This is a genomic window from Oryzomicrobium sp., from assembly GCF_036820405.1.
Lineage (GTDB): Bacteria > Pseudomonadota > Gammaproteobacteria > Burkholderiales > Rhodocyclaceae > Oryzomicrobium.
In genome coordinates this window covers 165476-192157 of sequence record NZ_DAISLS010000001.1, presented here as the reverse complement: position 1 = coordinate 192157, position 26682 = coordinate 165476, and the positions used below count along the sequence as shown (strand labels likewise).

The window sequence follows — 26682 nt, the reverse complement described above, 5'->3', positions numbered from 1 at the left end:
GGAGAAAACATGGCCACGTCACCATCAGAGGCAGTCATTTTGGATGAACAAGGTCTACGACTACTTACCCTGTTGATAGCCATGCTGCCCAAAATCAAGGCCAACGACCCCCGAACGTTTGTCAGCTACAAGCAAGTTCACGAAGCTCTGAAACTTCCTCTGCTGGGAGCCACATTCGGAGTAAGCCTTCAAAACCAGGGGCTAAATTCTCTGGCTGACTGGACGGCTTTAACAGGCAAACCCGGCATCACAGGCCTAATCATAGATAAAGAAAAACTCACGCCTGGGCCTGGCTATTACAGGTTATTCGGTAGAAATCAAGACGATATCAACTGGTGGCTGGCTGAAATTCAGAAATCCAAAGTCTTCGATTGGGAACCTTACCAGACTAGCCATGAAATGCAGCCAGAAGATGTCAGCGGTGGCGGTTGGAGCCGTGACGAGCTGCGAGCATCTGTTGAGGCCTACTTGGATATGCAACGGCTTGATCGAGCCGGGACACCGTTCATCAAGAAAAAGTACTACGACGAACTTGCCAGCCAGTTTGGCAGAACGGCAAAGTCATTTGAGTACCGGATGCAGAACATTTCATATGTTCTATCACTTATGGGACGAGACTGGCTATCGGGGTTGAAGCCCGCAAAAAATGTAGGTGCAAACGTCGCAACACAGATCGAAGAGCTGGTCGCTGAAATCGAAGATCAAGTTATAGCGCCCACGGTTGCCTTTGAGATCGCCGTCCGAGAGGACGTAAAAAGAAAGCAACTACCACAGCCGGTAGGAAGCCCTGCCCCGACTGCCTACACATCCTCAGTAACGCAATATCAGCGTGACCCATCGGTGAAAGCTTGGGTGCTGAAACAAGCAGAGGGTGTTTGCGAGTGCTGTAATCAGCAAGCCCCTTTCTTGGGCGCAGACGGCCTTCCATATCTTGAAGCTCATCACGTCCGCAAACTTGCTGAGAAGGGGTCTGACACTACCAGTAATGTCGTTGCCGTATGCCCAAATTGCCACCGCGAACTTCACTATGGCGAACAAGCTAAGGAATTGGTCAGCAAACTTTACAAGTCAGTCTCCCGCCTGAAGCGCGAGTAAAGGCGGCAAGGGAATCCTGAAGGAAGCCGAGGTCGGCCTGAAGGTGGCGGAGCTGTGTCGCAAACACGGCATCAGCGAGGCGACCTACTACAACTGGAAGGCGAAGTTCGGCGGCATGACCGTGTCGGACGCACAGCGCTTGAAGGGGTTGGAGACCGAGAATGGTCGGCTCAAGCGACTGCTGGCGGAAGCGATGCTGGACAACGCCGCCTTGAAAGAGGTCGTGGGCCGAAAGTGGTAGGCCCACAAGCCAAGCGGGCAGCAGTTTCGCATTTGATGGCAACGCAGCAGATGGGTGTCACGCGGGCTTGTGGGCTGATCGGCATTTCCCGGTCGCTGTATCGCTATCAAGGCAAGCGGCCAGCCGACGCGGAACTCAAGGAGCGGCTATGCGAGTTGGCGGCGCAGAAGCGGCGCTATGGCTACCGCCGTCTGCATGTCTTGCTCTGCCGGGAAGGCTGGGAAATCAACCGGAAACGCACGTACCGGGTGTATCACGAAGCCGGCCTGATGGTGCGCAAACGAAAGCGTAAGCGCATTGCCGGGATCGAGCGCCAAATCAAGGTCGCACCTTCAGCACCGAACGAGAGCTGGTCGATGGACTACGTCTCGGACGGCCTGACCGATGGTCGGCGGCTGCGGTGCCTGAACATCGTCGATGACTTCACCAAAGAGTACCTGGCGATTGAAGTCGATACTTCGTTGCCCGGCCGACGGGTCGTCGGCGTGCTGAGATGCCGAATATCCAGACAACCCTGATGCGATGCCAGGGAAATTTCAACCTATTCGAGGAACGCCCGGAAAGCAGTGTGAAGATGGTTCAGTTTGGGAGCGGGATAAATCGGGTCACGGCAATCGTGATAGAGACTAATGGAAGCGTTGGCCCAGCAAGGGCTCTTGGGAGCGAGGTGACAAGCCACAAAGTATTTGGCCCGATGGGCGTATAAGGAAATAAATATGGCGAATGCTCAGGTTTTTTCTGGTTGGCTCTCACAAGCTCTATCAGAGTGGCCGCAGTCACTTGATTTGAAAATATGTTACATGCAGAGTGACGGGCAAAGATATGTTGTTGAGGGTCTTGGTCAATTGGCAGATGATATTGGAGACACATTCATTGGGCGTGAAGACGAACTCATCTTTAGAAATTTGCATTGGGCAATCAATGTTGCTATTCATGGATTGGCAAAGTACACGACCAGGATCTGCTTGGCAGATTTGCGGGGGGAGCCTGTGCAAGATATCTTTAATGCCAAATTGAGGTCGTGCATTGACGATTTAAAGAAAGAAGGAGAGGAGATTCCGGCTTTATTGTGTGAATATATTATCAACAACACCTCGGCGCCTTGACAAATAGCTCCTGTTTTCGACACGATGCGCCGTCCTGGTGCGTCGTTTCTTCGTAGTAACTCAGATACTGCTACACGTGTAAGCACTGTGCCGGTTTTGCCAAAATTCCATTCATCAGTTGATGGCTTTTCCCAACTTTATGCATACTATTAACCCGGAAATCCAATAGGTTTGCTGTGTTTAATCATATGGCATATTGAGTATTAGGGGCTGAAATAGTAGCGGGCGATTTCACCAGATCTTGCTGGACAGTGTGCGGGTGGCGCTGGCCGCCCAGTTAGGCATTGCCGGCGGACTGAGCGCCACGCAAGGCGCTCAGGCGGTGGCCGGGTAGCGTTCCAGCACCGTGTAGGGTGATTCCTGGCCCGGGCGGCTTTCCACCAGCACGTAGTCGCGGACCTGCCAGCGCAGGGGAAGAGGCGGGATGGCCGGTACCAGCCTGCCGGCCCGGCGGGCCAGGGTGACGTGGGGGTGGAAGTCGGCGCTGTCGGTGGGCAGGCCCAGGTCGGCCAGGCGCTTTCCCAGGGCGGCGTGAAGGGCTGCCATGCCCGGCGCCATCGCGTCCGTGGCGAGCACGGCAATGCCGTGACGCCAAAGGTCCGTCCGCTCCAGCCCGAAGGCGAAGGGGGCGAAGGGGATTTTCAGGCCATGGCGGATTTCCGCCAGGCGCGAACGCGGCACATGGCCGATGTAGTGCAGGGTCAGATGCAGGGTGTCGGGCCGCATCAGCCGGGTGCCGGCCGCCGCGCTCCAGGCGTCCCGCTGCCGCACCAGGGCCCGGCGCACGCCCGCATCGGGCCACAGGGCGAGGAACAGCCGCACCTCCTCGCCGGCGGCGGGGGGATGTGCAGGTGGCCGAGGAGGCGGAAGAGGGAGCGTGCTCACTCTGCCAGTGTAGCGCCGCCAGCGCCCGAAGCGCTCCGGGACAACGCCGGCCGGGAACTGCCGCGCCCGCGCCATGGCCCAAGCAACAGGGACGGTTTGGCGCGAAGGAGAGTCTCATGCCCTGGGAATCTGGAATATCCGGCGGTGTCTTTGGCGGCTACGGCATCGTCGTGGTGCTGCTCGTGCTGTTGGCGTTTGCGTCGATCCGCATCTTCCGCGAGTACGAGCGGGGCGTGGTGTTCACCCTGGGCCGTTTCTGGAGGGTCAAGGGGCCGGGGCTGGTGATTATCGTCCCGGCCATCCAGCAGGTGGTGCGGGTCGATCTGCGCACCATCGTGCTGGAGGTACCGACCCAGGACGTGATCTCCCGGGACAACGTGTCGGTCAAGGTCAGCGCCGTGGTCTATCTACGCGTGGTCGACTCGGCCAAGGCCATCATCCAGGTGGAGGATTACCTCAACGCCACCAGCCAGCTGGCCCAGACCATGCTGCGCTCGGTGCTCGGCAAGCACCAGCTGGACGACATGCTGGCGGAGCGGGAGCGGCTCAACCTGGACATCCAGCAGGCCCTGGACGCCCAGACCGATACCTGGGGCATCAAGGTGTCCAACGTGGAGATCAAACAGGTGGACCTGACCGAATCCATGATCCGGGCCATCGCCCGCCAGGCCGAGGCGGAGCGGGAGCGGCGCGCCAAGGTGATCCATGCCGAGGGCGAGTTGCAGGCCGCCGAAAAGCTCTTCCAGGCCGCCCAGATCCTGTCCCAGCAGCCCCAGGCGATCCAGCTGCGTTACCTGGAAACCCTCACCGTGATCGGCGCCGACAAGAACACCACGGTGATCTTTCCCCTGCCGATGGACCTGGTGAGCGCCTTTCTCGACCGGGCACGCCAGCCCTGAACCGGAGCGAGCCATGAGCCACAAGCACCTGACCCTGCTGCGCGCCGTATTCAAGGACCCGCCCAGCGCCAACATCCACTGGCGCGAGGTGGAATCCCTGCTGCACAACCTGGGCGCCACCATCGAACCCAGCCACGGCGCCCGCTTCAAGGTGGTCCTCAACCACCAGGAAGGCTTCATCCACCACCCCCACAACAGCTCCACCTGCACCCGGCAGGACATCAAGCAGCTGCGCGAACTGCTCACCCAGGCCGGGGTGAGCCTGGCGGCCTACGAAGAAGGGGTTGGCTGACGTCTAAGACGTAAGCACGGTGCTTCGCGTAGTGGAGGGCGGTACTGCGGGTTGAAGGCGATTTCTCAAGCCCATTGGTCGAAGGGCTTATTCAACCTTGTCCCGATACTGCTGGATGAACGCCTGGGTATCGAGAGACAGGACGTTGGCGACTTCCATGAATTCCGTGAAGTCGAGGCGGCGGTCGCCTGACTCGTATTTGGAAACGTAGCTCTGGGGCTTGCCCAGCAGTGCGGCAACTTGCACCTGTGTCATTCCTGACCTTTCCCGAGCCTGCTTGAGCAGCTCGCGGAAGATCGCGTAATGACGGGAGTGCAGGGACTTTGCCATGGCCGCACGTTAGGCTTCATCGACAAATATCCCGAATTAGGATATTTTTCGCCTGCCGGTCCCGGATGACACATGAGTTGCGGGCAACGGAGTCTGCAACCCGCTCACGGCAGGGCCGTTTTTTGAACTCTCAGGAAAAGGGTAGAAATGAAAAAGATCTTTCTTGCGGCAGCCCTGGCTGCGCTTTCCACTTCCGCGCTGGCGGGCGGTTTCGACGGCCCGTTCGTCCAGGCATCCCTGGGGTGGGCCAAGACAGAGACCAAAATGACCGATGGGGCGGATACGACGAAGTGGCACGATTCGGCGACCATCGGCAAATTGTCTGCGGGCTATGGCTACTCGTTCGGTGGGTTCCACCTGTCCGGCAACGTTTTTTACGTTGTGGGTGACCTGAAATCGGGAAGCCTGCTTCTTGAAGACGGCACAACGGTCAAAACCAAGGGCTCCAATACCTACGGTGTTTCCGTTGAGCCGGGCTGGAACGTCACCGAATCCACCCTGGCCTATGCGAAGCTTTCCTATGTTCATACCACCGGGAAGGTTTCTGCGGACGGTATCGACCCCATCTCCGTGTCGCGTGGATTGAACGGGTTCGGCTATGGCGTCGGCGTCAAGCAGAAGCTCTCGCAAAGCCTCTATGGCCTGGCTGAAATCGAGCAGATCGATTTCGGGAGTACCACGGTAGAGGGCGTTAAGCTCAAGCCCAGCACTTTCGGGGCTTATGTCGGCGTGGGCTACAAGTTCTAAGCCCGCCTGTCTCGGGAAGAAGCCCGCCCCATGAGCGGGCTTCAGGCTGCTCGCACCCCCGACTTTTCGGGGGTTTTGTTTTGTGGGAATGAGTAAAGTTCCTGGCAAGCAGGGACTTATGAGTACTGCGCTGGCTGGCTAGAGGCGCGTTTACCGAGGCACCATGGAAAAGATGGCCGCCAATTGGTGGCAGCCAATTGCGGGCTGATGCTCCGGTGGAATTTCAGAAGGGCAATTCGCCCTGGCGCTGCTGTCGTGTGAGCGCTCCCCGGGCGTCGTCCAGCTCGGCCAGAGGCGTCAGGGTGCCGACCCGCACGCCCAGCAGGCGCAGGCGCTGGTCCAGGGGTACCCGTTTCAGGCATTCCCCCGCCGCTCGGCGGATGGTGGCGGCGTCGGCCACCGGCAGGGGCAGGGTCGCGTCCCGGGTGACGGTGTGGAAGTCGGCGTAGCGCAGCTTGATGCCGATGGTGCGTCCGGCGTAGCCCTTGCGCTTGAGGTCGGCGGCCACCTTCTCGCACAGGTCGGTGAAGATTTCGCTCAAGGCGGCCCGGTCCTGGCGCGGGTGCAAATCCCGGGCGAAGGTGGTTTCGCGGCTGATGGAACGGGGTTCCGGGTTGAGGGACAGTTCCCGGTCGTCGATGCCGTGGGCGGCCGCGTGGAGCCAGGCCCCGTAGCTGCGGCCGAACTGGGCGACGAGAAAGTCTTCCGCCGTGGCCGCCAGTTCGCCGATGGTGTGGATGCCCAGGCCGGCGAGCTTCTCCGTGGCCTTGGGGCCGATGCCGTTCACCTTCTTCACCGGCAGGGGCCAGATGCGGGTGGGGATGTCCTCAGGGCCAAGCAGGGTCAGGCCGTTCGGCTTGTCCAGGTCCGAGCAGATCTTGGCCAGCAGCTTGTTGGGGGTGACGCCGATGGAGCAGGTGAGGCCGGTGGCGGCGAACACGGCGTCCTTGATGCGCCGGGCCAGGGCCTCGGTCTCCCCCGGCACGTCGGTGAGGTCGATGTAAATCTCGTCCACGCCCCGGTCCTCGATGCAAGGAGCGATTTCGGCCACCGCCGCCTTGAAGCGCCGTGAGGCGTTGCGGTAGGCCTCGAAGTCCGCCGGCAGCAGGATGGCGTCCGGCGCCAGCTGGGCCGACTTCATCAGCCCCATGGCGGAGAACACCCCCAGGGCCCGGGCTTCGTAGGTGGAGGTGGTGACCACCCCCCGGCCCACGTAGTCGCGCAGCCGGGCGTAGCGCCGGGTGCCGTCGGGCTGCGTCACCGGCGCGTCCACACTGCGCCCGCCCACCACCACCGGCTGGCCGCGCAGGTCCGGGTAGCGCAGCAATTCCACGGAGGCGAAGAACGCATCCATGTCTAGGTGGGCAATGCGGCGGTGAGCGGAGAGGGAAGCGGGGCGGGGACTGCTCATGACGGCGTGGAGCGGTGCAGAACGGTGGCAAGGACGCCAGAAGGGACGGTGCCGGGGCGTTCCTTGAGGCTCAGTTCCGGGTCAGGCGCAGCACCCGGACCCGGGGCTTGGCCAAGTGTTTGACCAGCAGGGTGTAGGTGTGGCCGTCGAAGGGCGGCCGCTCGGCGGCCAGCAGGGGCGGCACTGCCGCCTCGCCGTCGGCGGTGCCCAGGTAGCGCCAGTCGTCCAGCAGGTGCAGGCCGGCGCCCTCGCGGACGGCGATCGGCCCGCCGTAGGGCCAGGGGGCCAGTTGCGCCCGGCTCAGGGCGACCTTTGGCTGGCGGTTGTGGCGGGGGCGGAGCCGCCGCACCAGATCGGCCTCGGCGAGCTGGGTGCCCAGTTCGCCGCCGGTTTCGATCCAGTCGATGCGCCGCACCTGTTCGGCCAGGGCCGCCTCCCGAGGGGAGGGCCGGGCCTTGCCGAAGTGGGCCAGCACCCGCCGGCGCAGGCCGCTGCTCTTACCCACGTAGAGGGCTTGATCGTCCTCGCCGTAGAAGAGATAGACCCCGGGGCCCTCGGGGATTTCTTCCGCCAGATTCGGGTCCAGTTGCGGTGGCAGCTTGGGTTGGGCGGTGAGGGCGGCCACCTCGGCGTCGATCCTCGCCTCGCTCAGTTCGGCCCGGGCCTTCTGCCAGAAGTGCCAGATCACCCGGGCATCGTCCAGGGCGCGGTGGCGGGCGGCCACCGTCAGGCCGTGGCGGGCGATCAGGGCGTCCAGCCCGTGGCGCGGCTCTTCCGGGTAGAGCCGGCGCGACAGGCGCACGGTGCATAGCACCGTCGCCTTGAGGTCGATGCCCAGGCGCTTGAATTCGCTCTTGAGAAAGCCGTGGTCGAAGCGGGCGTTGTGGGCGATGAACAGCCGGCCGGCGAGCCGTTCCTGCACCGCATCGGCCACTTCGGCGAAGACCGGGGCGCCGGCCACCATGGCGTCGTCGATGCCGGTGAGCTTCTGGATGAAGGGGGGAATGGGGGTCTGGGGATTGACCAGGGTGCTCCATTCGGCCACCCCGCCGGCGTCCACGGTGACGATGCCGATTTCGGTGATGCGATCCAGGGCAGCGGTGCCGCCGGTGGTTTCCAGGTCGATGAAGGCGAGGGGTTGCACGGTGTGTAGGTGAAAGGCGCCCGGCTGCGGCCGGGGCGTAATCAAGATTGACTGTATATAAAAACAGTATGTGGCGTATTGCCCGGTTCGGCAAGGGGGAGGGGCCGTTCTCCGGCCGGGGAGCCGGAGCGGAGCCTCCTGTAAACGGACGCGGCGCCGGGGAGTCCGGCGCCGCGTTGCGAGCAGGGCGAATGGGTCGAATGGGGCGGATAGGTCGATTGTCGCGGCGGGCGGGTCAGACCAGGTTGTCCACCGCCGCCGTGTCCGGTTCCCCGGCCGTGCGGGGCGCGGCGGGCAGGATCAGGTTGAGCAGCACCGCCAGCACGCCGCACAGGCTGATGCCCTGGAGGCTGAAATTGCCGATGGAAACGCCCAGGCCGCCGATGCCGGTGACCAGGGTGACCGAGATGATGCACAGGTTGCGCGGGTTCATCAGATCCACCTTGGCGTCCATCAGGGTCTTGAGGCCGATGCCGGCGATGGAGCCGAACAGCAGCACCATGATGCCGCCCATCACCGGCATGGGGATGGTCTGGAGCAGGGCGCCGAACTTGCCGACGAAGGCCATGACGATGGCGAAGCCGGCGGCCCAGGTCATCACCACCGGGTTGAAGTTGCGGGTCAGCATCACCGCCCCGGTCACTTCGCCGTAGGTGGTCACCGGCGGGCCGCCGAACAGGCCCACCACGTTCACCGCCAGGCCGTCGCCGAGCAGGGTGCGGTGCAGGCCCGGTTCCGCGGTGAAGTCCTTGCCCACCACCGAGCCGATGGCCAGCACGCCGCCGACGTGCTCGACGATGGGGGCGATGGCCACCGGGATCATGAACAGGATTGCCGCCAGATTGAATTCCGGCGTGCCGAACTGAGGCACCGCCAGCCAGGCGGCGTCGCTCACCTTGGCAAAATCGACGATGCCCGCCGCCAGGGAGGTCCCGTAGCCCACGGCCACACCCACCAGGATCGGCACCAGCTTGAGCAGCCCCTTGGCGCGGATGGCGGTGAGCATGGTGGCCGCCAGGGAAATGGCGGCAATGGCGATGGCCGTGCCGTAGGGCACCACCTGCTGGTCGCCGGCCTTGCCGCTGGCCATGTTCACCGCCACCTGGGCCAGGCCCAGGCCGATCACCATCACCACCGGGCCGATCACCACCGGCGGCAGCAGGCGGTGGATGAGGCCCACGCCGCGCCACTTCACCAGGGCGGCGGCCACGTAGTAGAAAAACGAAGCGCAGGCCAGGGCGCCCAGGGTGGCGGGCATGCCCCAGGTTTGCACCGAATAGATCACCGGGGCGATGAAGGCGAAGGACGAGCCCAGGTAAATGGGCACCCGGCGCTTGGTGCACACCTGGAAGATCAGGGTGCCGACCCCGGCGCCGAGCAGCGCCAGGCTGGGGTTGAGGCCGGTGAGCAGGGGCACCAGCACGGTGGCGCCGAAGGCGACGAAGAGAATCTGGGCGCCGGACAGGGCGATGCGCCAGGTGGGGTCCCGATGGGTGGTCATGGGCGAGGGTGTCCGTCGGAGCGGTTGGAACGGGGTGGAGCCGGCGCGGCGTGGGCCCGGCCTGGGGGCGGCATGGGCCGATGCAACGCGGGCCATGCCGCGCGGGAGGATACGGCCTTGCGCGGGCCGCGTCCATGGCGCCGGGCAAGGCAGGGCGTCATGTGTCCGTCACCCGGGGGCCGGTGTTTGCGGCGTCAGCGGTTTTCCACGGTTTTTGTGGACGTCCCTGTGGATAAATCCAAAAAACCTTGCCGCATCAGGAGGATGACGCACTGCCGCAAAAATGGGCACGGCCGAAGGTCCGCGCCAGTATTGGCTTTCCGAGGTGTGCCCGTGGAGACCCGTGCTGATATTGGCTTTACAGGCAGCCTGTCTGGAAATCGGCCAGGGGCCTGGGGTTCGGGGGAGACTGCACGGAGAGTAGTCAGACCAGGATTCTTGTTTGAGTGCGGCAATATCGATGACAATTGGGAAAAGGGAGGTCGAATGAGCGTCGGAACAATTTGCCAACACTGCAAGCACACTCGCACTTTAGAGGACCAGGAATCCCCCGCATGGGTCTGCCCGGCATGTGGAAAAAAATATTATGAGGGTAAACCAAAAAAAGGGCTGTTTGAGTGTATCTACGATACTTTGCTATTTACTCCATCAGAGAAATGGCCCGCGACATGGCCGTGCAAGGCGTGCAGAAAGATGGTTGCTCGCGATGCCGTGGTTTGTCCGCACTGTGAGCAGCCTGAGCCATACAGCTATCAGCCTATTTTTAAGATATACGCTAAGGCAGATACATCCCATAAAGTCTCTGGCGGAATAATTCTTGGGCTTGGTTTTTTTGCCCTATTATGGATGGTGCGATGCTCTATCACCCCAGCTGCTCCAGATTATTCGGATGGTACGGCCTTGTATATGTGTCAAAGCTATATTAAACAGTTGCTTAAAGCGCCAGCAAGTGCTCAATTTTCCAGGCCAAAATTTTACGGGGCTAATGATGGAATGGTTATCGCAGCAGGGACTGTCGATGCCCAGAATGGATTTGGTGTCTTGATTCGTAATGGCTACGAATGTCAGTTAATTAAAGGTGAAAGGTCGTGGGTTTTGATTGGAGGCCAGTTCTTGGAGCGTTGATTTAATTCAATATTAATTTTTCTTGCTGTTCTATTAACCCGCGACCCTGTTTGTGAAGTTATTCCTTCCATTGTCGATGGGTCAGTCATGGCAAATAATTGGCTAGCAGTAGTGGTGTGTTTTTCTAGCTGGTGTTGGTGAAGTTATAGCTAGAGCCATATGCAGTGAAATTACCTCGATCCGTATATCTAGGGCATAAAGAATGGGACTCGGTTCTGCCCGTGGTTGGCCCGGCCTGGCGCCAACCACGGGAGAGAGGCCGGATCAGGCGTCGAACAAGCTTTGCCCGATGAACTCGCCGGGACCGACGCCCGGCGGGCAGGCGAACAGGCCGCTGCCCGTATGGGTGGTGAACTGGTTGAGCATGTCGATCTGGGCCATCTTGGCGTACAGCTTGACGAAGCCGGTGCGCGGGTCCTTCTGGTAGCACTGGAACAGCAGGCCGGCGTCGAAGGTCACCAGCTGGCGCCAGGGCGGCCAGCGCTCGGCGATCTTGGCGATCCCGTTGTCGTAGTTGAACGCCCGGCGCAGGATCTGGGCGCCGTCGTTGTTTTCGGGCGCCGCCATGGCGGCGTGGGAGTTTTCGGCCACCACCGGGTTGCCGTCCTTGTCGGTGCGCTCCAGGTCCAGGGGGTCGAATTCGCCGCGCTTGCCGATGGGGGCGCCGGAGGCCTTGTGCCGGCCCACCGATTCCTCCTGGAAGGCGACCTTCATTTCGTCCCAATGCTCCAGGGAAATGCGGATCGGGCGGATCACCATGTAGCTGCCGTTGCGCAGCCAGGCGGGCCCTTCTTCCCGAACCCAGACGAATTGGTCCATGGCCTTGGCCTGGTGGGTGGGCACGTTCATGGTGCCGTCCAGGAAACCCATCTGGTTGCGGCCGGTTTCCCCAGGCTTGAAGCCGCCGGTGAAGCCCATCTGGGCCCAGCGCATCACCGCCGTGCCGCGGGCCAGCATGGCCAGGCGGCGCACCGCGTATTCGACCACCTGGGGATCGTCGGCGCAGGCCTGGACCGACAGGTCGCCGCCGGTGCGGTCCGGTGCCAGCTGGTCCCCGACGAAGCGGGGCAGGTCCACCAGGGCCTCGGGGCGGTGCTTGGCCAGGCCGAAGGGGTTCTGGCCGTCTTTTTCGAACAGGGTGGCGCCGAAGCCGAAGGTTACGGTCAGGCGCGACACCGGCAGGCCGACGGCGGCGCCGGATTCCTCGCTGGGCTGGCCGGGGTCGGCCTTGGGGTCGAAGCGGGCCGGGCCCGCCGTCATCTGGGCGGCGGCCTTGGTCCAGTCCTGCAACAGCTTGACCAGCGCATCGCGGCTGTCCGTTACCAGGTCGAAGGCGATGAAGTAGGTGTGCCGCTGGATGGGCGTGGCGATGCCGGCCTGGTGCGTGCCCCGGAACGGCTCCACCTGGGAGGCGGCCGGGGGCGCTGCCGTGGCCTTGGCGGTGCCGGCCAGCACCTGGGGGGCGAAAGGCGCTGCCGCTGCGGCCGCCGCCGCGCCGGCCAGGAAGTGGCGCCGGCGGGGATCGGGTTGGCGGTCGATTTGGTCGGCGGATTGTCGGGCGGGTGTGGAAGTCATTGCGTGGCCAGCCTCAGGGAATTGATGTCGTCCTCGACGTAGTAGAAGCCCTTGCCGTCCGGGGTGAGGGCGATGCCGAACAGGTTGCCGTTGCCCGGGGGGGACTGGGCCTGGTTGGTGTTGAGCCAGTGGGCGTAGATTTGCTTGCCGGCGACGGGGTCGATTTCCACCGCCTGGCCGTTCTTGCCGTTGCACACGATCAGGTGGCCCTGGGGCGTCATGACCATGGCCAGGGGCCAGGCGAGCAGGCCTTCCCTGGTGATCACCCGTCCCTTGCCGGCGCTGCCGGTGCGGGTGCTGGCTTCGGGGATGGCGGTGATCTCGTTGTCCAGGCCGTCGGTCACGTAGAGGGTGTCGTCCGGGCCCAGGGCCAGGCCGGTGGGGCCGAACAGGAAGTTGTCCCGGTCGGCGCGCTGGGCGAAGCCGTCGCCGATCACCGTCTGGCTGTCCAGCACGGGGGGCTTGCCGTCCGGAATGGTCAGTTCCAGGCGCAGGACGGTGGCCTTGTGGATGATCACCGGGTACTTGGTTTCTGGATCGATCACGTCGGGGCCCTGGAGGCCGAAGCCGGCCATGCTGATGAACAGGGTGGCCTTGTCGCCCCGGTCCACCGTCACCATGTTGCCCCAGGGGCCGTTGATGGTGGGGCCCGCCCAGGTGGCGACGTGCTTGCCGTTGGGGTCGAAGACCAGCAGGCAGCCGTCGCCCTTGGTCTTGGTGGTGCCGTCGGTGCTCGGGGTGCTGCCGACGATGATCCAGCCGCTCTTGAGCATGGTCATGGCCGTGGTGAGGCCGACGCCGCCGGGACAGTCCTTGAGCTTTTGCGGCACCTGGGCGAACTGCTTGGTTTCCTTGGTGCCGGGGCGGTAGCGGACGATGGTGGTGCCGGTGCCCTGGAGGTTGGAGATGTTGTTGAAGTTGTCGATCAGCACGTCGTCCTTCTCGATGGCGCCGGCCGAGACGGGGGCGACCACCACCGCGTAGGGGTTGAGATCCCCGTTTTCGGCGGCCGTGGAAGTAAGGAACTTGTGCTTGTGGATGGTTTCGAGCAGCCCCTTGGGCTCGGCCAGAGTGGGGGCAGCCAGGCAGGCGCTAAGGCCGAGGAAGAGGGCGGCCCGGGCCAGGGCGGCGCCCAGGCGTCCCAACGGTGCCGGATGGTTGGAGGTGGTTTTCATGGCGGTGGCGGTCAGAAGGAAATATTGGTGCGCATGCCCAGGACGAGCTCGTTCTTGATCCGCTTGCTCGGATCGTCGGGGTTGGGCACCCCGGCCCCCGGGTTGAACACGTACTGGAGGTCCGGCTGCAACTGAATCCAGGGCTTCAGCTGGTACTGGTAGGTGAGTTCGACGAAGGTCTCGCTGCTGCGCGTCGGCCCGGGCGGGGCGTTGCCGAAGGCGATGTTGTCCCGGTCGAGCTGGGCGGCGGACTTGCTGACGTGGGCGTAACCCACCCCGACGCCGAAGGTGTCGGCGGTCCGGTAGCGGAAGGGGCTGTGGAACACTAGGCCGGCGTTCAGGCTGAAGTCGATCAGGTTGCGGTCCTTGAGCGGCGTGCCCATGACGCGCCCGAACAGGGCCATCGTCCGGTTCGGGTCGGTGCCGTCGCGCCAGATCAGCTGGTCGGCCACTGCATAGACGGCGTAGTTGCCCCGGTGCTCCCGGGCGTTGCCGTCGCTGTTGGGATCGGCCAGGGACAATCCGCTCTGGTCGATCCGCTGGTCGGCGAAGGTCTTGGTGTTGTACCAGGCGCCGATCCGGTAGGTCCAACCCAGGGGCTGGGCGTTGCCGGGTTCGACCATGGAGCCGAGGGACGGATACGAAAACTGGAGTTCGGCGATTGCCAGCCGCCCGTCCCCCCAGGGGAAACCCAGACCGTGGCGGTTCTGCACTTGCGGGTCGGTGCCGTTGTCGCGCTTCACCGGGTTGCCGTTGAAGTAGCCGGCGAGAAACGTGACCCCATTGACGGGGCGGGCACTGATGCGGGCCCCCAGGGCGGAAAGGGGATAGGCCGGGCCGCCGCTCGGCATGTTGGCCGAAGGCAGCATGGGCCAGCCGAACATGGTGTTCACGAAGTACAGGGCGTTGGTGCTGACCATGAATTCCTGGTCCAGGCTCTGCTGGCCGATCTTCACGTCCAGCCGGTCCTCTTCGAGGAATTTCTGGTCGTACCACAGTTCCCACAGCCGGGTCGCCCGGTCCGCCTCGATGCCGCTGGCGGTCTGCAAGGTCTGCAGGTTATCGGCGCTGAGGTTGCGGCCATGGATGTTGAGCAGGCTCACGTTGACCAAGCCGCCGTAATGGCCGAAGGCCCGCTGGGTGTCCATCTGCAGCAGAACCTGGGTGAGGCCGTCGTACTCGAAGCCCTTCTTCGTCCCGCCCGTGACGTTGCCCAGGTACTCGCTCGTCTCCTGGATGGCCAGGGAAATGCCGTGGCGGCTCAGTTCGGTGCGCAGCCCCCACAGGTCGCCGAGGAGGGCGCTGCTGCGATTCACTCCGCTCAAAAAACCGAACAGGCCGCCGCTCGATGCCTGGTTTTCCTCGCTGCTGGCGGGGATCGAGATGGGCGGCGGAGCGGCCAGGGTGGATTGCGCCCCGGTCAGCAACACGCCGCCCAGCAGCGCGAGAGCGGCGCCGCGTCGGTAGCGTTGGGAATCGGCTCTTTTCTTCTTAAGGGAAGTGCGAGCGGCTGCGCTTCCCCCGTGGCAATTTTCTGGGTTCATGGATTATCGATTGATGCCTGCTTACACAAAGCCAACCACAGTCCTGCCAGTGGCTTCCCGTCGCCAGTGCGGAGCGCTAGCAATAAGAATTGCTAATAGAAATAATTTGCATTAACCAAATGCTACGCCTACCTGCCTGACCGCATCCTGAGGGGGAGCCCCCTTTTCACGAAGGCGCCAGGATGATCTTGGTGAGGCTGGTGTGAGCGGGCCGCCGGGATCGGTTGGAGAGCTGGGAGCCGTGATCCGCTTGAGGAGCGCGCATAGCCGCCGGAACCGGGGGATGGTTCCGGCAAGAACTGGCGTGAACGGGCTTTGATTGCGAAAACGCCCATTCGCCATGACAGTCGATGCCGTCATTGCGAATGGGCGTTGCGTGGCTTCCCCGGGTGGTCGTTTCAGACGCGAACTTCACCTGCCACGGAAGTGGGGCCAAGGGGCCGGCCCTGTCGCGGTGGTGCGGTGGTGGCCCCGAGGGGGGCGAGCTGCGTCAGTGCGTGCGGCTCTCGGCGGCCTCGGCTTCGCGGACGGCCTGCTCCCAGACCTTGCGCGGGATGAAGGTTTGCAACCGTTCCAGGGCCTTGCGCATCAGGGCTTCGGGAATCTCGTGGCCGATCTTGGGCAGCACGTCGGCGGTCACGTCGCCACCCAGGGCCACCAGGTGCTCGCCGGCGTCCACGCTGTGGCGGGCCGGCACCACTGGGTCGGCCATGCCGTGGAAGAGGTGGATCACCGTGTCGGTGGGCGGCTCCTCGGGCAGGGTGGCGTAGCGGCCGGAGAAGGCCAGCACCCGGCCGGCCAGCTCGTGGCCGAGCAGGCCGTGGGCGGCCTGGGCCGCCTCCAGGGCCAGGATGGCACCTTGGGAGAAGCCCACCAGGCAGACCCGCTGGGGCGCCAGGTTGAAGGTAGCCCGGGTGGCCTCGATCTCGGCGATCAGGCGCGGCACCACGGCGGCGATGCGCTCGGGCCGATTGGTCTCGGTGATGTCCTGAAGCGAGAACCACTGGCGGCCGAAAGGCGCTTGGTCGAAGGGCTCGAAGCCCTCGGCGAGCAGGTGGGCGGCCTGGGGGTAGTAGTGGCCGATGGCCTGAGCCAGGGGCTCCAGGTCGTCGCCCCGGGCACCCACGCCGTGCAGATAGATGAACAGCAGCTCCGGCGTGCCGCTTTCCGGCAGCAGGAGGGTGCCGGTGAGCTGGGGAGCGCCGCCGGCGTTGGGAGTGGTCGGGGTGGTCATCATGTTCCTTTCAACCGCAGCGCCGGGCACTGCGGGGGTAATCATCGTTTCCGCCAATTGTTCCGCCGTTTGCCGCGCGAAAGACGAGGGCGGCCTGCACCGCCGGGGTGTCGACCGTTGGAGCACCGGCAGCGGCAATAAATCCGCCGCCGGCGTTCATGGGCAACGCGGCCCTTGCGACGCCATGGGCCGTTTCTGGGCCTGGCGGCCGGCCTTAGTGGAAGGCGTAGGCGTCCATGGCTAGGATGCCGTGGGTCACGCTGCGGTGCAGCCGCTCGGCCCGGGGGGCGCCATTATCGCCGTTGGCAGGGCCAAGTGCAGCGCCATAGGCGGCAAACAGCGGGATGAAGTGCTCCGGCGTCGGATGGGCGCGGCGGGCGTAGGGCGTGGCGTTGCGCCAGTCGAGCAGGGCCGCCGTATCGCCGGCGGCCAGGATGGCGGCCAGCCAGTCGGCAAAGCCGTCCACGTAGGCGCCTTCCGGGGTGCCCGCCAGAGGGCGGCCCAGGTCGCGCAGGTTGTGGGTGACGCTGCCGGACGCCAGCACCAGCACCCCTTCGTCGCGCAGCGGGGCCAGGGTCCGGCCCAGGTCCAGGTGGGCGGCTTCGTCCAGATGGGCCGACAGGGAAACGGGCACCACCGGGATGTCGGCCTCCGGGTACATCAGGGCCAGGGGCACCCAGGCACCGTGGTCCAGACCCGGGGCGTCGGCCAGGGCGTGGGGGATGCCGGCCGCTTCCAGTCGGCCGGCCACGTCCCGGGCCAGGGCCGGAGAGCCGGCCACGTCGTAGCGGCGCCGGTACAGCTCGTCGGGAAAGCCCCAGAAATCGTGGATGGTCTCCAGCCGTTCGGCGCTGCCGACCACCGTCAGCCGGGCCATGTCGTGGGCCGACACGGCGACCACGGCACGGGGGCGGCCGTAGGTGCGGTCGATGTGCTGGCCCAGGCCGGCGAGGAAATCCCGGGCCGGCACATCCTCGATGAGCAGGCTGGGGGCGCCGTGGGAAACGAACAGGGAGGGCAGGGTGGTCATGGTGGAACTCCGGTAGTGCGCGGCATGAACATCGCCCGGACAGGGCGATGATGGTCCATCGCAGGCCCCCATTGTTCCAGTTGCCAATCGACGGATAAAGATGGATTTTTTGGATTTTTCGTTTCTAAAATAGAAACAATTGAGCGCCGGGAACCCCCATGGATACCTTGCAGTGCATGAGCGTCTTCGCCAAGGTGGCGGAGCTGGGCAGCTTCGCCGCCGCCGCCGAGCGCCTCGGCGTGGCCCGTTCGGTGGTGTCGAAGCAGGTGGTGGCCCTGGAGGAGCGCCTCGGCGTGCGCCTGATCAACCGCACCACCCGCACCCTGCACCTGACCGAGGCCGGCGCCGCCTACCTGGAGCGCTGCAACGGCATCCTGGCTGAAGTGGACAGCCTGGAAGCTTCCCTGGGCGCCCTGGCCGAATCGCCCCGGGGGTTGCTGCGGGTGAACGCGCCGGTGTCCTTTGCTATCTCGCACCTGGGCGGTGTGCTGGCCGGCTACCGGCGCCTCTACCCGGAGGTGGGGGTGGAACTGGCGGTGAACGACCGGCAGGTGGACATCGTGGAAGAGGGCTACGACCTGGCCCTGCGCATCGCCCGCAAGCTCGAATCGTCCCTGGTGGGCCGGCGCCTGGCCACGGCCCGCATGGTGCTGTGCGCAGCACCCGGCTACCTGGCCCGGCGCGGCACTCCGGCCCGCCTGGAGGCGCTGGCCGGCCATGACTGCATCGGCTACACCTACTGGGGCAGCGGCGACGACTGGCAGCTGGACGGCCCGGACGGCCGGCCCGCCACGGTGCGGGTCAAGCCCATGCTGCGGGTGAACAACGGCGACGTGATCCGGGCCGCCGCCCTGGAGGGCGAGGGTGTGATCTTCCAGCCCTCGTTCCTGGTGGGGGACGACCTGCGCACTGGCCGGCTCGTCGAGCTGTTGCCGGACCACCGGCCCATGGAAATCGGCATCTACGCGGTGTATCCCCACCGCAAGTACCTCTCGGCCAAGGTGCGGACCTTCGTGGACTACCTGGCCGATCACTTCGCCAAGGTGCGCTTCTAGCCAGGGTCCGCAGGTCTGGCGGCCGCCAGCGGTACAATGGCGCCCCTTTTGACGGAACGAGCGGAGCGGTCGGTGGAGTCGGTGGCATCTGGAACGGACGTGCGGCACCTGGGAGCGGGCCAGCTCCTGCTGGCTCCCATGGAGGGGCTGGCCGATTACGTGCTGCGCGACGTGCTGACCCGCATCGGCGGCTATGACGCCTCGGTGTCCGAGTTCGTCCGGGTCTCCGGCTCCCTGTTGCCCACCCGCACCTATATGCGCCTGTGCCCGGAGGTCGCCAACGGCGCCCACACTCCGGCTGGCACCCCGGTAGTGGTGCAGTTGCTCGGCAGCGATCCGGAGTGGCTGGGGCGCAACGCCGCCAAACTGAGCGCCATGGCGCCCCACGGGATTGACCTCAACTTTGGCTGCCCGGCCAAGACGGTGAACCGCCACGGTGGCGGCGCCATGCTGCTGGCCGATCCGGAACTGCTCAACCGCATCCTGCGCACGGTGCGTGCCGCCGTACCGGCGCACATTCCGGTCACCGCCAAGATGCGCCTGGGCATCAGCGACACCTCCCGGGCCCTCGATTGCGCCCAGTCCCTGGCCGAGGGCGGTGCCGGCCGGCTGGTGGTCCATGCCCGCACCAAGGACGAGGGCTACCGCCCGCCGGCCCATTGGGAATGGATCGCCCGTATCCGCGAGGCGGTGCCGGTGCCGGTGGTGGCCAACGGCGAGGTGTGGAGCGTGGCCGATTGGGCCCGCTGCCGCGATGCGAGCGGCTGCCCCGACGTGATGATCGGCCGGGGCGCCGTGGCCGACCCCTTCCTCGTCCGGCGCATCCGCGGCGAGCACGACCCGGTGCCGGGACCTGCCGACTGGCAGGCCGTGCTGCCGATGCTGCTGGCCTACTGGGAAGCCGTGCACCACCGGGTGCTGCCGATCCACGCTCCGGGCCGGCTCAAGGTCTGGCTCAACCTGCTGCGCCGCACCTGGCCCGAGGCCGCCGAGTTGTACGCCCGCATCCGGCCGATCAACGATCCGGCGCGGATCGCCCAACTACTTCACGAACTGGTCGCCGAAGCCGCCCGCCGCGGACGGGAGTCGTGACACAATCCCGCCTCGCCGGATGTGCGGAGACATGCACGGCGGCATAGAGCGGTATAGACACACCACAACAACAAGGGGGGAGGCGTCCGGCACGGCTGCCGGGCTGCCGCCACGGCCAAGCTCCCCCAGGTGAGAGGAGCAATCAACCATGATCTGGCGCGAACACCGTTCCCGACCAACCCACCCCGCAGTCCTGCACGGCATCGCCGCCCTGATCGCCCTGGGGGGCGCAGGCGGGGCTTCGGCGGCATTGAACGACGTCTTTCCCACCGACTACGTGCCCATGGCCCCTGGCACCACGGTACTGGTCAGCTACCTCTACGACCGGCAGGTGAAAGGCCCCTACGTAGGCGGGGAGAAGACCCAGAACTGGAAAGGGAACGCCACCATCGGCGCCCTGCGGGCCAGCTACTTCGGCGACGTGCTCGGGGTGCGCACCGCCGGCACCCTGACCATGACCTATGCCGATCAGCACCTGGACGGTACCGGCATCCCGAACAGCATCAACAAAGCCTCCAGCGGCTGGTACGACGCCCGCCTGGGGCTGACGGGCTGGGCAATCAACGATCCGGAGCGGCGCCACTACCTGGCGGTCAACCTCACGGCCATGGTGCCCACCGGGGAATATCAGCGCCAGAATCTGCAGAACGTCGGCGAGAACCGGCACCGGGAAGCCCTGTCCCTGGCCTGGATTCGTGGCCTGGGAACGAACTGGACCGCCGAGGCCATCGGCGAACTGACCTGGTACGGCGACAACAGCGCCTACTTCCCCGGCGCCCGCACCCGCCAGCAGGCCCGCAGCGAGGCCCTCACCACCTACCTGCGCTACCGCTGGGACAACGGCTTCCAGGCCTTTGCCGGCTACCAGTGGAACACCGGGGGCGAATCCCGCATCAACGGGGTGGACCAGCACGATTCCCCGCGCAGCCAGCGGGCCTACCTGGGGCTCCTCTATCCGGTGGCCAAGAACCACGTGCTCAGCCTGCGGCTGGGCAAGGATGTGCAGGTGGAAAACGGCTTCGCCATCGACCGGGAAGCGACCCTGCGCTGGCTGGTCTATTTCTGATTTTCTGATCCGGAAACGGCCCGCCCGCCAGGGCGGATCGGCTATGCTTGGTGGGCGCGGCAGTACGGCAACGTGCCGCCGCGACGCACAACCATAAATAACGATCCGGAGACAAATCATGCTCATGCGTGCGCCCCAGTCCGTCCTCCTGGTGGTGGACATCCAGGAACGCCTGGCCCCCGCCATCCACGACAGCGACGCCGTCATCGCCAACACCGCCTGGCTGCTCCAGGTAGCCGCCAAGGTCGGCGTGCCGGTGCTGGCCACCGAGCAGTACCCGGCCGGTCTGGGAGTCACGGTGCCCGCCCTGCGCAGCCTGATTCCTGCCGAAGCAATTGCCGAGAAGACTCATTTTTCCGCCGTGGCCGAAGGCAACCTGTTCGACCTGCCCGGCGGCGAGCGGCGCCAGTACGTGGTGACCGGCACCGAGACCCACGTCTGCGTGTTGCAGACGGTCATGGACCTGCTCGCCGAAGGCCGCCAGGTGTTCGTGGTGGCCGAGGCGGTGGGGTCGCGCAAGCCCGCCGACAAGGAACTGGCCCTGGAGCGGATGCGGGCCGCCGGGGCGCGCATCGTCTCCCGGGAGATGGTGGCCTTCGAGTGGCTGCACCGGGCCGGCACCGACCTGTTCCGCGCCGTCAGCCGCGATTTCATCCGGTAGCCGGACGGCGGCGGGGCCCGCTCCCGGCCCCGCCCGGGACGGGGCTTTCGGGCCGGCGGTGGGGCAATGGTATTATGGCGGCTCTTTGCGGCTTCCCCGGCCCCGGACGGTTTTTCCCGCGTTTTGCTCCCTTCCATGAAGATGGAATGAGTGCTGCGTAAAACCGGCGGTCTGCCGGCCAGCCCCGGAGGCACCCGTTTTGCCGCCCTGCGGCGGCCGGCCCTCCGCCGGCCCCGATCCATCCCGGTGGCCGGACCCTTCCTGCACCTGCCGCCCACCGGATTACATGCGTCTCACCAAGCTCAAAGTCGCCGGCTTCAAATCGTTCTGCGATCCCACCATCGTGGAGTTGCCCGGGCAGCTCGTCGGCGTGGTGGGGCCCAACGGTTGCGGCAAGTCCAACGTGATGGACGCGGTGCGCTGGGTGCTGGGCGAAACCCGGGCCTCCGAGCTGCGCGGCGAGTCGATGCAGGACGTGATCTTCAACGGGTCGAGCAACCGCAAGCCCGTCTCCCGGGCCTCGGTGGAACTGGTCTTCGACAACTCCCTGGGCCGTGCCGCCGGCCAGTGGAGCCAGTACGCCGAACTGGCGGTGAAACGGGTGCTCACCCGCAACGGCCAGTCCGACTACTTCATCAACAACCTCAAGGTCCGCCGTAAGGACATCACCGACCTGTTCCTCGGCACCGGCCTGGGACCCCGGGCCTACGCGATCATCGGCCAGGGCATGATCTCCCGCATCATCGAGGCCAAGCCCGAGGAAATGCGGGTCTTCCTCGAAGAGGCCGCCGGTGTCACCAAGTACAAGGAACGGCGCAAGGAAACCGAGGGGCGCATCGAGGACACCCGGGAAAACCTGACCCGGGTGGACGACATCCGCCAGGAACTGGGCGGGCAGATGGAAAAGCTCGAGGCCCAGGCCGAAGTGGCGCGCCGCTACCACGACATCAACTCGGAACTGACCACCAAGCAGCAGTTGCTCTGGTTCATCCGCCGCAACGAGGCGCGCCAGGAACAGCAACGCCTGGCCGTGGAAGTGGAGCGGGCCGCAGTGGACCTGGAGGCCCAGACCGCCACTCTGCGCGAGCTGGAAACCCGCCTCGAAACGGCCCGGGAAACCCACTACACCGCCAGCGACGGTGTCCACCAGGCCCAGAGCGGCCTGTATTCCGCCAACGCCGAGGTCACCCGGCTGGAAGCGGAAATCCGCCATCAGGGCCAGTCCCGCCAGCAGCTCGAAGCCCGGCTGGCCCAACTGAGCGGCGAGTTCGCCCACTGGAAGAGCCAGGCGGAAAAATACGAAGAGGACGGCCTGCGCTGGCAGGAGCTGTCCGACCTGGCCGACATGCGCGTCGAGCAGGCGGCCATGAAGCTGGAGATGCAGCAGGAGCGCCTGCCCCAGGCCGAGGAATTGCAAGGCATCGCCCAGGACGAGGTGAACCGGGAGCGGGGCCGCATCGCCCAGGTCGAGCAGAAGATTCAGGTGGAGCAGGCCCACCGGGGTAACGCCCAGCGCGCCCTGCAAGGCTTCGTGCAGCGCCGCGAGCGCCTCGCCCAGGAACGGGACAGCCTGGCCGACCCGGATACGGTTGAACTGGAGGACAAGCAGGAAGAGTTGGCCATGCTGCGCGAGGAACTGGCGATGCGCCAGGAGACCGTGGCCGACCTGCAGCAGCGTCTGCCGGAACTCGATTCCCAGCGCCGCCACGTCCAGGCCGAGGTGCAGAACGCCTTGCGCGACGTGGCCGCCGTCCAGGCCCGGGTCGGTGCCCTGGAAACCCTGCAAAAGCGCGTCCAGGGGAACAGCAAGCTGATCGAATGGCTGCGCCGCCACGGCCTGGAAGGGCGCACCCCGCTATGGAAACGCCTGCACGTCGAGGCCGGCTGGGAAGACGCGGTGGAAGCGGTGCTGCGCGAACGGCTCAACGCCTTGACCTTGTCCCTGGAGGCGGGGGAGGGCGGCCGCCTGCCGGCCTGGACCGCCGACGGCACCCCGGGGGGCAAGCTCACCCTGCTCATCCCCGATGCAGTGCCGGCTACCGTGCCCGCCGACAGCCTGGCTGCCAAGGTACGCTGCGAGGATGGCGCCTTGGCGCCCATCGTCGCCGACTGGCTGGCGGCGATCACCACCGCCGACACCCTGGAAGCCGCCCTGCAACGTCGTCCCCAGCTGGCCCCCGGCATTACCGTGGTGGTGCCCCAGGGCCACCTGGTCACCCGGGGCAGCGTCACTCTCTTTGCCCCGGACAACGCCGAGCACGGCCTGCTCGAACGCCAGCGCGAGATCGAGGAACTGAGCGCCGCCCTGGAGGTGAAGCAGGGCGAGGTGGAAACCGCCCAGGCCAGCTTGGCCGAAGTGGAAGCCCGCCTGGCCCAGGCCCAGGGCGAACTGGCCAACGCCCGCCGCGAGGCCCAAGACCTGGTGTCCCGGGAACACGCCCTGCAAGTGGAAACCCTCAAGCTCGCCCAGGCCGTCGAGCGCGTCCGGGAGCGGGCCCAGCAAATCGAGGACCAGCTGGCCGAACTGGCCCTGGAAGAGGAAGAGGAACGCGCCCGGGAAATGGCTTCCGAGGAAGCCATGGCCGCCGCCCGGGAAGAACTGGGCGAGCTGCACATGCGGCTGATGGCCGCCCGGGGCCGCCTGGAAGAGGCCGAGCGGCGCCTGCGCGACGAGCGCGAGGCGGTTACCCAGGTGGAGCGGGAACTGCGCGAATCCCAGTTCTCCCAGCGCGAATGCGCCAGCAAGCTCCAGGAGATCGCCTCCGGCAAGCAGGTAGCCGCCCGCCAGGTGACCCGCCTGGCCGAGGAGGAAACCACCTGCCGCACCCAGCTGGCGGAAACCCGCATCGAGGACCTGGAGCCCGAACTACAGGTGGCCCTGGAAAATCGCATGGAGGCGGAGCAGCGCCTGTCGGACGCTCGCCAGCATCTGGAAGAGGCCACCGCCGGCCTACGCGAGATGGAAGAATCGCGGCTGCGCATCGAGCAGAGCCTCAACCCCCTGCGCGAGCGCATCGGCGAACTGAAGCTCAAGGAGCAGGCCGCCGGTTTGAACGCCGAGCAGCTGGCCGAACAGCTGGTGGAAGCCCAGGCCGACGAAGCGGCCATCGCCGAATACCACGCCAAACTGGTGACCGAGGGCGGCATGGTCAAGGTGGCCAGCCTGCAATCGTCCATCGGCCATTTGCAGAAGGCCATGCTCGACCTGGGTGCAGTGAACCTGGCAGCCCTGGAAGAGCTGGATGCGGCGCGGGAACGGAAGGGCTTCCTCGATGCCCAGGCCGAGGACCTGAACCTGGCCATGGAAACCCTGGAAAACGCCATCCGCCGCATCGACAAGGAAACCCGGGAACTGCTGCAGCACACCTTCGACACGGTGAACCGCCGCTTCGGCGAGCTGTTCCCCACTCTGTTCGGCGGGGGCCGGGCCGAGCTGCTGATGACCGGGGAAGAGATTCTCGATGCCGGCGTGCAGGTGATCGCCCAGCCGCCGGGCAAGAAAAACTCCACGATTCACCTGCTTTCCGGCGGCGAAAAGGCCCTGACCGCGATTGCGCTGGTATTCTCCTTCTTCCAGCTCAATCCGGCGCCGTTCTGCCTCCTCGACGAAGTGGACGCGCCGCTTGACGACACCAACACCGAGCGTTTCGCCCAGATGGTGAAGCGCATGTCGGCCCAGACCCAGTTCCTGTTCATCAGCCACAACAAGATCGCCATGGAAATGGCCGAACAGTTGGTGGGGGTGACCATGCAGGAGTCCGGGGTGTCGCGGATCGTTGAAGTGGATATGGAAGAAGCCCTCAAGATGCGGGAGCAGGTGACGGCCTGAGCGCCCCGCCCACGCCTGCCCGACCTGATGATGACTGCGCTTTGATGAACGAACTGCAACTGGCACTGATCGGACTGGGAGCCGCCGCCGTGGGCGGTGTGGTCGCCTACAACAAATGGCAGGAGCGCCGCCACCGCCAGGTGGCCGAATTCCTGCTCGCACCCCAACGGGGCGACGCCCTGCTCGACGATGCGCCGGCGGCGGGAGGTGTGGCCGATGGTTACGCCATCGACCCGCCGGTGGATTTCGACGATGTGCCCGACCTGCCGTCCTTTAGCGCCGCCCCGGGCGGGGCCGCCGCGCCCGCGTCGGCGGCGGTGTCCCGTGGCGTCTTCGAGAACGCCGCCTACGCCGAGCCCGGCCTGGGTCAGCACCAGCCAGCCCAAGCTCCGATGATGGCCGATCCCCGGGAACTCCACCACGCGCCCCAGGCGGCTTTCGCCGGCCTGCGCCAGGAGCCGGTCCTGGGCGGCCTGCCGCCGGTGGACGAGGTGCCGCCCTTCGCCCCCAGCGAGCCTGCCTACGCGCCGGTTGCACCGCCCCAGCCGGCGGTCGCGCCAGCAGCCGCCATTCCCCGGGCTGCCGTGCCGCAGCCGGCTGCGCCGGCCTATGCGCCGCCTCCGGCCCAGGTGCAAAGCCCGTCGCCCTTCGCCAGCGCCCCGATCGCCCCGCCCCTGGTGCGGCCCGATCCTCCCCGGGGCCCCATCGCTCTGGACGACCAACCCGAGGCGCCTCTGGCGCCGCAAGCGCAATCCGCGCCTGGGCCGGCCCGAGCGCCGGTCCAGGCCAGCACTTTCTCCGCCGTGCTGTTGCCGCCGGAGTTGCTGTCGTCCGACACCGACTACCTGGTGGCCCTGGAAACCAGCGAGCCCCTGCCGGCCCACCAGTGGCTGGATGCCCAGCGCGAGGTGCTGGGGCGCCTGTCCAAGGCGGTGATCTGGGTCGGTTTCGACGAGCGGGAAGGGGTGTGGACCCCCCTGGAGGCGGATGACCAGCGCGCCATGCGGCGCATCCGGGTCGGTCTGCAACTGGCGGATCGGCGCGGCCCCCTGGCTGAACACGAACTAGCCGCCTTCCATGCCGCCATGCGCCAAGTGGCGGAACGCTTCATGGCGGTGGCCGACCTGCCGCTGCAACGCCCCTTCCTCGAAGCCGCCCGGGAACTGGACGGCTTCTGCGCCCAGGTGGACATCCAGATCGGCCTCAACGTGGTCGCCCACCAGCAGCTTTTCGCCGGTACCAAGATCCGCGCCCTGGCCGAATCCGCCGGCATGGGTCTGGAAGCCTCCGGCGCCTTCGTGCGGCGCGACGATCTGGGACGGGCGGTGTACGCCCTGGTTGGCCACGACCCCGGCGGTTTTGCCGCGGACACGATGAAGAGCCTGCAATGCCGGGGCGTCACCTTCCTCCTCGACGTGCCGCGCATCGCCCATGGCGACCGGGTCTTCCTCCAGGTGGTGGAGCTGGCCCGGCGTTTCGCCGATGCGCTCCACGGCAAGGTGGTGGACGACAACGGCCAGCCCTTCACCGACGTCATGATCGAGCCGATCCGCCGGCAGATCGTCCAGTACCAGACCGCCATGGCGGCCCGGGGCATCCCGGCCGGCGGGCCGGTGGCCCTGCGCCTCTTCGCCTGAGCGCCTTG

The 26682-nt window shown here is 65.7% G+C and carries 24 protein-coding genes; 14 read left to right on the top strand and 10 right to left on the bottom strand.

Annotated features, from left to right (window positions below; genetic code table 11):
* Positions 1-9 precede the first annotated feature (9 nt).
* From V7Z98_RS00905 to V7Z98_RS00890, 4 genes are all read left to right on the top strand, one after another.
* Positions 10-1095, top strand: coding sequence for an HNH endonuclease (locus tag V7Z98_RS00905; protein ID WP_334156625.1), 1086 nt, complete (start codon positions 10-12; stop codon positions 1093-1095).
* A 13-nt stretch (positions 1096-1108) separates the two neighbouring features.
* Positions 1109-1336, top strand: coding sequence for a transposase (locus V7Z98_RS00900; protein WP_334156731.1), 228 nt, complete (start codon positions 1109-1111; stop codon positions 1334-1336).
* A 35-nt stretch (positions 1337-1371) separates the two neighbouring features.
* The gene (locus V7Z98_RS00895) at positions 1372-1854 is read left to right on the top strand and encodes an IS3 family transposase (protein ID WP_334156624.1); all 483 of its coding nucleotides are present in this window, start codon (positions 1372-1374) and stop codon (positions 1852-1854) included.
* Between the two features lie 198 nt (positions 1855-2052).
* Entirely contained in the window at positions 2053-2442 is a 390-nt protein-coding gene (locus tag V7Z98_RS00890) for a hypothetical protein (protein ID WP_334156623.1), read from the top strand.
* Positions 2443-2757: 315 nt separating this feature from the next.
* Here V7Z98_RS00890 and thpR read toward each other — a convergent pair whose 3' ends face one another.
* Complete coding sequence (gene thpR, locus V7Z98_RS00885; protein ID WP_334156622.1) at positions 2758-3264, bottom strand: RNA 2',3'-cyclic phosphodiesterase; 507 nt, start codon at positions 3262-3264, stop codon at positions 2758-2760.
* Positions 3265-3443: 179 nt separating this feature from the next.
* Between thpR and V7Z98_RS00880 the strand changes: the two genes are divergently transcribed.
* Positions 3444-4226 (top strand): slipin family protein, encoded by a 783-nt coding sequence (locus tag V7Z98_RS00880; RefSeq protein ID WP_334156621.1) that lies wholly within the window; start codon positions 3444-3446, stop codon positions 4224-4226.
* Positions 4227-4239: 13 nt separating this feature from the next.
* The gene (locus tag V7Z98_RS00875; RefSeq protein WP_334156620.1) at positions 4240-4518 is read left to right on the top strand and encodes a type II toxin-antitoxin system HicA family toxin; all 279 of its coding nucleotides are present in this window, start codon (positions 4240-4242) and stop codon (positions 4516-4518) included.
* Positions 4519-4605: 87 nt separating this feature from the next.
* Here the strand turns inward: V7Z98_RS00875 and V7Z98_RS00870 are convergent, their stop codons facing one another.
* Positions 4606-4848 (bottom strand): helix-turn-helix domain-containing protein, encoded by a 243-nt coding sequence (locus V7Z98_RS00870; protein ID WP_334156619.1) that lies wholly within the window; start codon positions 4846-4848, stop codon positions 4606-4608.
* Positions 4849-4995: 147 nt separating this feature from the next.
* On the opposite strand from V7Z98_RS00870, the gene V7Z98_RS00865 reads away from it, so the two are divergent.
* Positions 4996-5595, top strand: coding sequence for an outer membrane protein (locus V7Z98_RS00865; protein WP_334156618.1), 600 nt, complete (start codon positions 4996-4998; stop codon positions 5593-5595).
* Between the two features lie 223 nt (positions 5596-5818).
* Here the strand turns inward: V7Z98_RS00865 and dinB are convergent, their stop codons facing one another.
* The 3 genes from dinB to V7Z98_RS00850 all read right to left on the bottom strand — a co-directional run bounded on the left by dinB (position 5819) and on the right by V7Z98_RS00850 (position 9651).
* The gene (dinB, locus tag V7Z98_RS00860; RefSeq protein WP_334156617.1) at positions 5819-7006 is read right to left on the bottom strand and encodes a DNA polymerase IV; all 1188 of its coding nucleotides are present in this window, start codon (positions 7004-7006) and stop codon (positions 5819-5821) included.
* Positions 7007-7076: 70 nt separating this feature from the next.
* Positions 7077-8150, bottom strand: a complete 1074-nt coding sequence (locus V7Z98_RS00855) for an exonuclease domain-containing protein (protein ID WP_293265298.1) — start codon at positions 8148-8150, stop codon at positions 7077-7079.
* 235 nt (positions 8151-8385) lie between these two features.
* The gene (locus V7Z98_RS00850; RefSeq protein ID WP_334156616.1) at positions 8386-9651 is read right to left on the bottom strand and encodes a uracil-xanthine permease family protein; all 1266 of its coding nucleotides are present in this window, start codon (positions 9649-9651) and stop codon (positions 8386-8388) included.
* A 693-nt stretch (positions 9652-10344) separates the two neighbouring features.
* On the opposite strand from V7Z98_RS00850, the gene V7Z98_RS00845 reads away from it, so the two are divergent.
* A complete protein-coding gene (locus V7Z98_RS00845) occupies positions 10345-10776 on the top strand; it encodes a hypothetical protein (RefSeq protein ID WP_334156615.1) in 432 nt (143 codons plus the stop codon).
* Positions 10777-11040: 264 nt separating this feature from the next.
* Here V7Z98_RS00845 and V7Z98_RS00840 read toward each other — a convergent pair whose 3' ends face one another.
* The 5 genes from V7Z98_RS00840 to V7Z98_RS00820 form a co-directional block, all read right to left on the bottom strand.
* Positions 11041-12351: a Dyp-type peroxidase gene (locus tag V7Z98_RS00840; protein WP_334156614.1), complete on the bottom strand. Its 1311-nt coding sequence runs from the start codon at positions 12349-12351 to the stop codon at positions 11041-11043.
* Positions 12348-13526 (bottom strand): hypothetical protein, encoded by a 1179-nt coding sequence (locus V7Z98_RS00835; RefSeq protein ID WP_334156613.1) that lies wholly within the window; start codon positions 13524-13526, stop codon positions 12348-12350. The genes V7Z98_RS00840 and V7Z98_RS00835 overlap by 4 nt, the downstream gene beginning before the upstream one ends.
* Before the next feature lie 11 nt (positions 13527-13537).
* A complete protein-coding gene (locus V7Z98_RS00830; RefSeq protein ID WP_334156612.1) occupies positions 13538-15070 on the bottom strand; it encodes a carbohydrate porin in 1533 nt (510 codons plus the stop codon).
* A gap of 490 nt (positions 15071-15560) precedes the next feature.
* Positions 15561-16307, bottom strand: a complete 747-nt coding sequence (ypfH, locus tag V7Z98_RS00825; RefSeq protein ID WP_293265308.1) for an esterase — start codon at positions 16305-16307, stop codon at positions 15561-15563.
* A gap of 211 nt (positions 16308-16518) precedes the next feature.
* Positions 16519-17334, bottom strand: a complete 816-nt coding sequence (locus V7Z98_RS00820) for a DODA-type extradiol aromatic ring-opening family dioxygenase (protein ID WP_334156611.1) — start codon at positions 17332-17334, stop codon at positions 16519-16521.
* A gap of 158 nt (positions 17335-17492) precedes the next feature.
* On the opposite strand from V7Z98_RS00820, the gene V7Z98_RS00815 reads away from it, so the two are divergent.
* The 6 genes from V7Z98_RS00815 (at position 17493) to V7Z98_RS00790 (ending at position 26674) form a co-directional block, all read left to right on the top strand.
* Positions 17493-18389, top strand: coding sequence for a LysR family transcriptional regulator (locus tag V7Z98_RS00815; protein ID WP_334156610.1), 897 nt, complete (start codon positions 17493-17495; stop codon positions 18387-18389).
* A gap of 99 nt (positions 18390-18488) precedes the next feature.
* Positions 18489-19481, top strand: a complete 993-nt coding sequence (locus V7Z98_RS00810) for a tRNA dihydrouridine synthase (protein ID WP_442951793.1) — start codon at positions 18489-18491, stop codon at positions 19479-19481.
* Positions 19482-19629: 148 nt separating this feature from the next.
* The gene (locus V7Z98_RS00805) at positions 19630-20547 is read left to right on the top strand and encodes a transporter (protein ID WP_334156609.1); all 918 of its coding nucleotides are present in this window, start codon (positions 19630-19632) and stop codon (positions 20545-20547) included.
* A gap of 118 nt (positions 20548-20665) precedes the next feature.
* Positions 20666-21208, top strand: a complete 543-nt coding sequence (locus V7Z98_RS00800; RefSeq protein WP_334156608.1) for a hydrolase — start codon at positions 20666-20668, stop codon at positions 21206-21208.
* 286 nt (positions 21209-21494) lie between these two features.
* Positions 21495-25037 (top strand): chromosome segregation protein SMC, encoded by a 3543-nt coding sequence (gene smc / locus V7Z98_RS00795; RefSeq protein WP_334156607.1) that lies wholly within the window; start codon positions 21495-21497, stop codon positions 25035-25037.
* Between the two features lie 44 nt (positions 25038-25081).
* Positions 25082-26674, top strand: coding sequence for a cell division protein ZipA C-terminal FtsZ-binding domain-containing protein (locus V7Z98_RS00790; RefSeq protein WP_334156606.1), 1593 nt, complete (start codon positions 25082-25084; stop codon positions 26672-26674).
* The last annotated feature ends 8 nt before the right edge of the window (positions 26675-26682 follow it).

What these genes read in the sequence shown, in the direction of transcription:
- V7Z98_RS00845 (WP_334156615.1), top strand. Translation starts at nt 10,345, where the DNA reads ATGGTTGCTCGCGATGCCGTGGTTTGTCCGCACTGTGAGCAGCCTGAG.
- V7Z98_RS00830 (WP_334156612.1), bottom strand. Translation starts at nt 15,070, where the DNA reads ATGAACCCAGAAAATTGCCACGGGGGAAGCGCAGCCGCTCGCACTTCC.
- V7Z98_RS00820 (WP_334156611.1), bottom strand. Translation starts at nt 17,334, where the DNA reads ATGACCACCCTGCCCTCCCTGTTCGTTTCCCACGGCGCCCCCAGCCTG.
- V7Z98_RS00895 (WP_334156624.1), top strand. Translation starts at nt 1,372, where the DNA reads ATGGCAACGCAGCAGATGGGTGTCACGCGGGCTTGTGGGCTGATCGGC.
- V7Z98_RS00865 (WP_334156618.1), top strand. Translation starts at nt 4,996, where the DNA reads ATGAAAAAGATCTTTCTTGCGGCAGCCCTGGCTGCGCTTTCCACTTCC.
- V7Z98_RS00890 (WP_334156623.1), top strand. Translation starts at nt 2,053, where the DNA reads ATGGCGAATGCTCAGGTTTTTTCTGGTTGGCTCTCACAAGCTCTATCA.
- V7Z98_RS00850 (WP_334156616.1), bottom strand. Translation starts at nt 9,651, where the DNA reads ATGACCACCCATCGGGACCCCACCTGGCGCATCGCCCTGTCCGGCGCC.
- V7Z98_RS00840 (WP_334156614.1), bottom strand. Translation starts at nt 12,351, where the DNA reads ATGACTTCCACACCCGCCCGACAATCCGCCGACCAAATCGACCGCCAA.
- V7Z98_RS00870 (WP_334156619.1), bottom strand. Translation starts at nt 4,848, where the DNA reads ATGGCAAAGTCCCTGCACTCCCGTCATTACGCGATCTTCCGCGAGCTG.
- V7Z98_RS00800 (WP_334156608.1), top strand. Translation starts at nt 20,666, where the DNA reads ATGCTCATGCGTGCGCCCCAGTCCGTCCTCCTGGTGGTGGACATCCAG.
- dinB (WP_334156617.1), bottom strand. Translation starts at nt 7,006, where the DNA reads ATGAGCAGTCCCCGCCCCGCTTCCCTCTCCGCTCACCGCCGCATTGCC.
- smc (WP_334156607.1), top strand. Translation starts at nt 21,495, where the DNA reads ATGCGTCTCACCAAGCTCAAAGTCGCCGGCTTCAAATCGTTCTGCGAT.
- V7Z98_RS00805 (WP_334156609.1), top strand. Translation starts at nt 19,630, where the DNA reads ATGATCTGGCGCGAACACCGTTCCCGACCAACCCACCCCGCAGTCCTG.
- V7Z98_RS00875 (WP_334156620.1), top strand. Translation starts at nt 4,240, where the DNA reads ATGAGCCACAAGCACCTGACCCTGCTGCGCGCCGTATTCAAGGACCCG.
- V7Z98_RS00815 (WP_334156610.1), top strand. Translation starts at nt 17,493, where the DNA reads ATGGATACCTTGCAGTGCATGAGCGTCTTCGCCAAGGTGGCGGAGCTG.
- V7Z98_RS00905 (WP_334156625.1), top strand. Translation starts at nt 10, where the DNA reads ATGGCCACGTCACCATCAGAGGCAGTCATTTTGGATGAACAAGGTCTA.
- V7Z98_RS00835 (WP_334156613.1), bottom strand. Translation starts at nt 13,526, where the DNA reads ATGAAAACCACCTCCAACCATCCGGCACCGTTGGGACGCCTGGGCGCC.
- ypfH (WP_293265308.1), bottom strand. Translation starts at nt 16,307, where the DNA reads ATGATGACCACCCCGACCACTCCCAACGCCGGCGGCGCTCCCCAGCTC.
- V7Z98_RS00790 (WP_334156606.1), top strand. Translation starts at nt 25,082, where the DNA reads ATGAACGAACTGCAACTGGCACTGATCGGACTGGGAGCCGCCGCCGTG.
- V7Z98_RS00880 (WP_334156621.1), top strand. Translation starts at nt 3,444, where the DNA reads ATGCCCTGGGAATCTGGAATATCCGGCGGTGTCTTTGGCGGCTACGGC.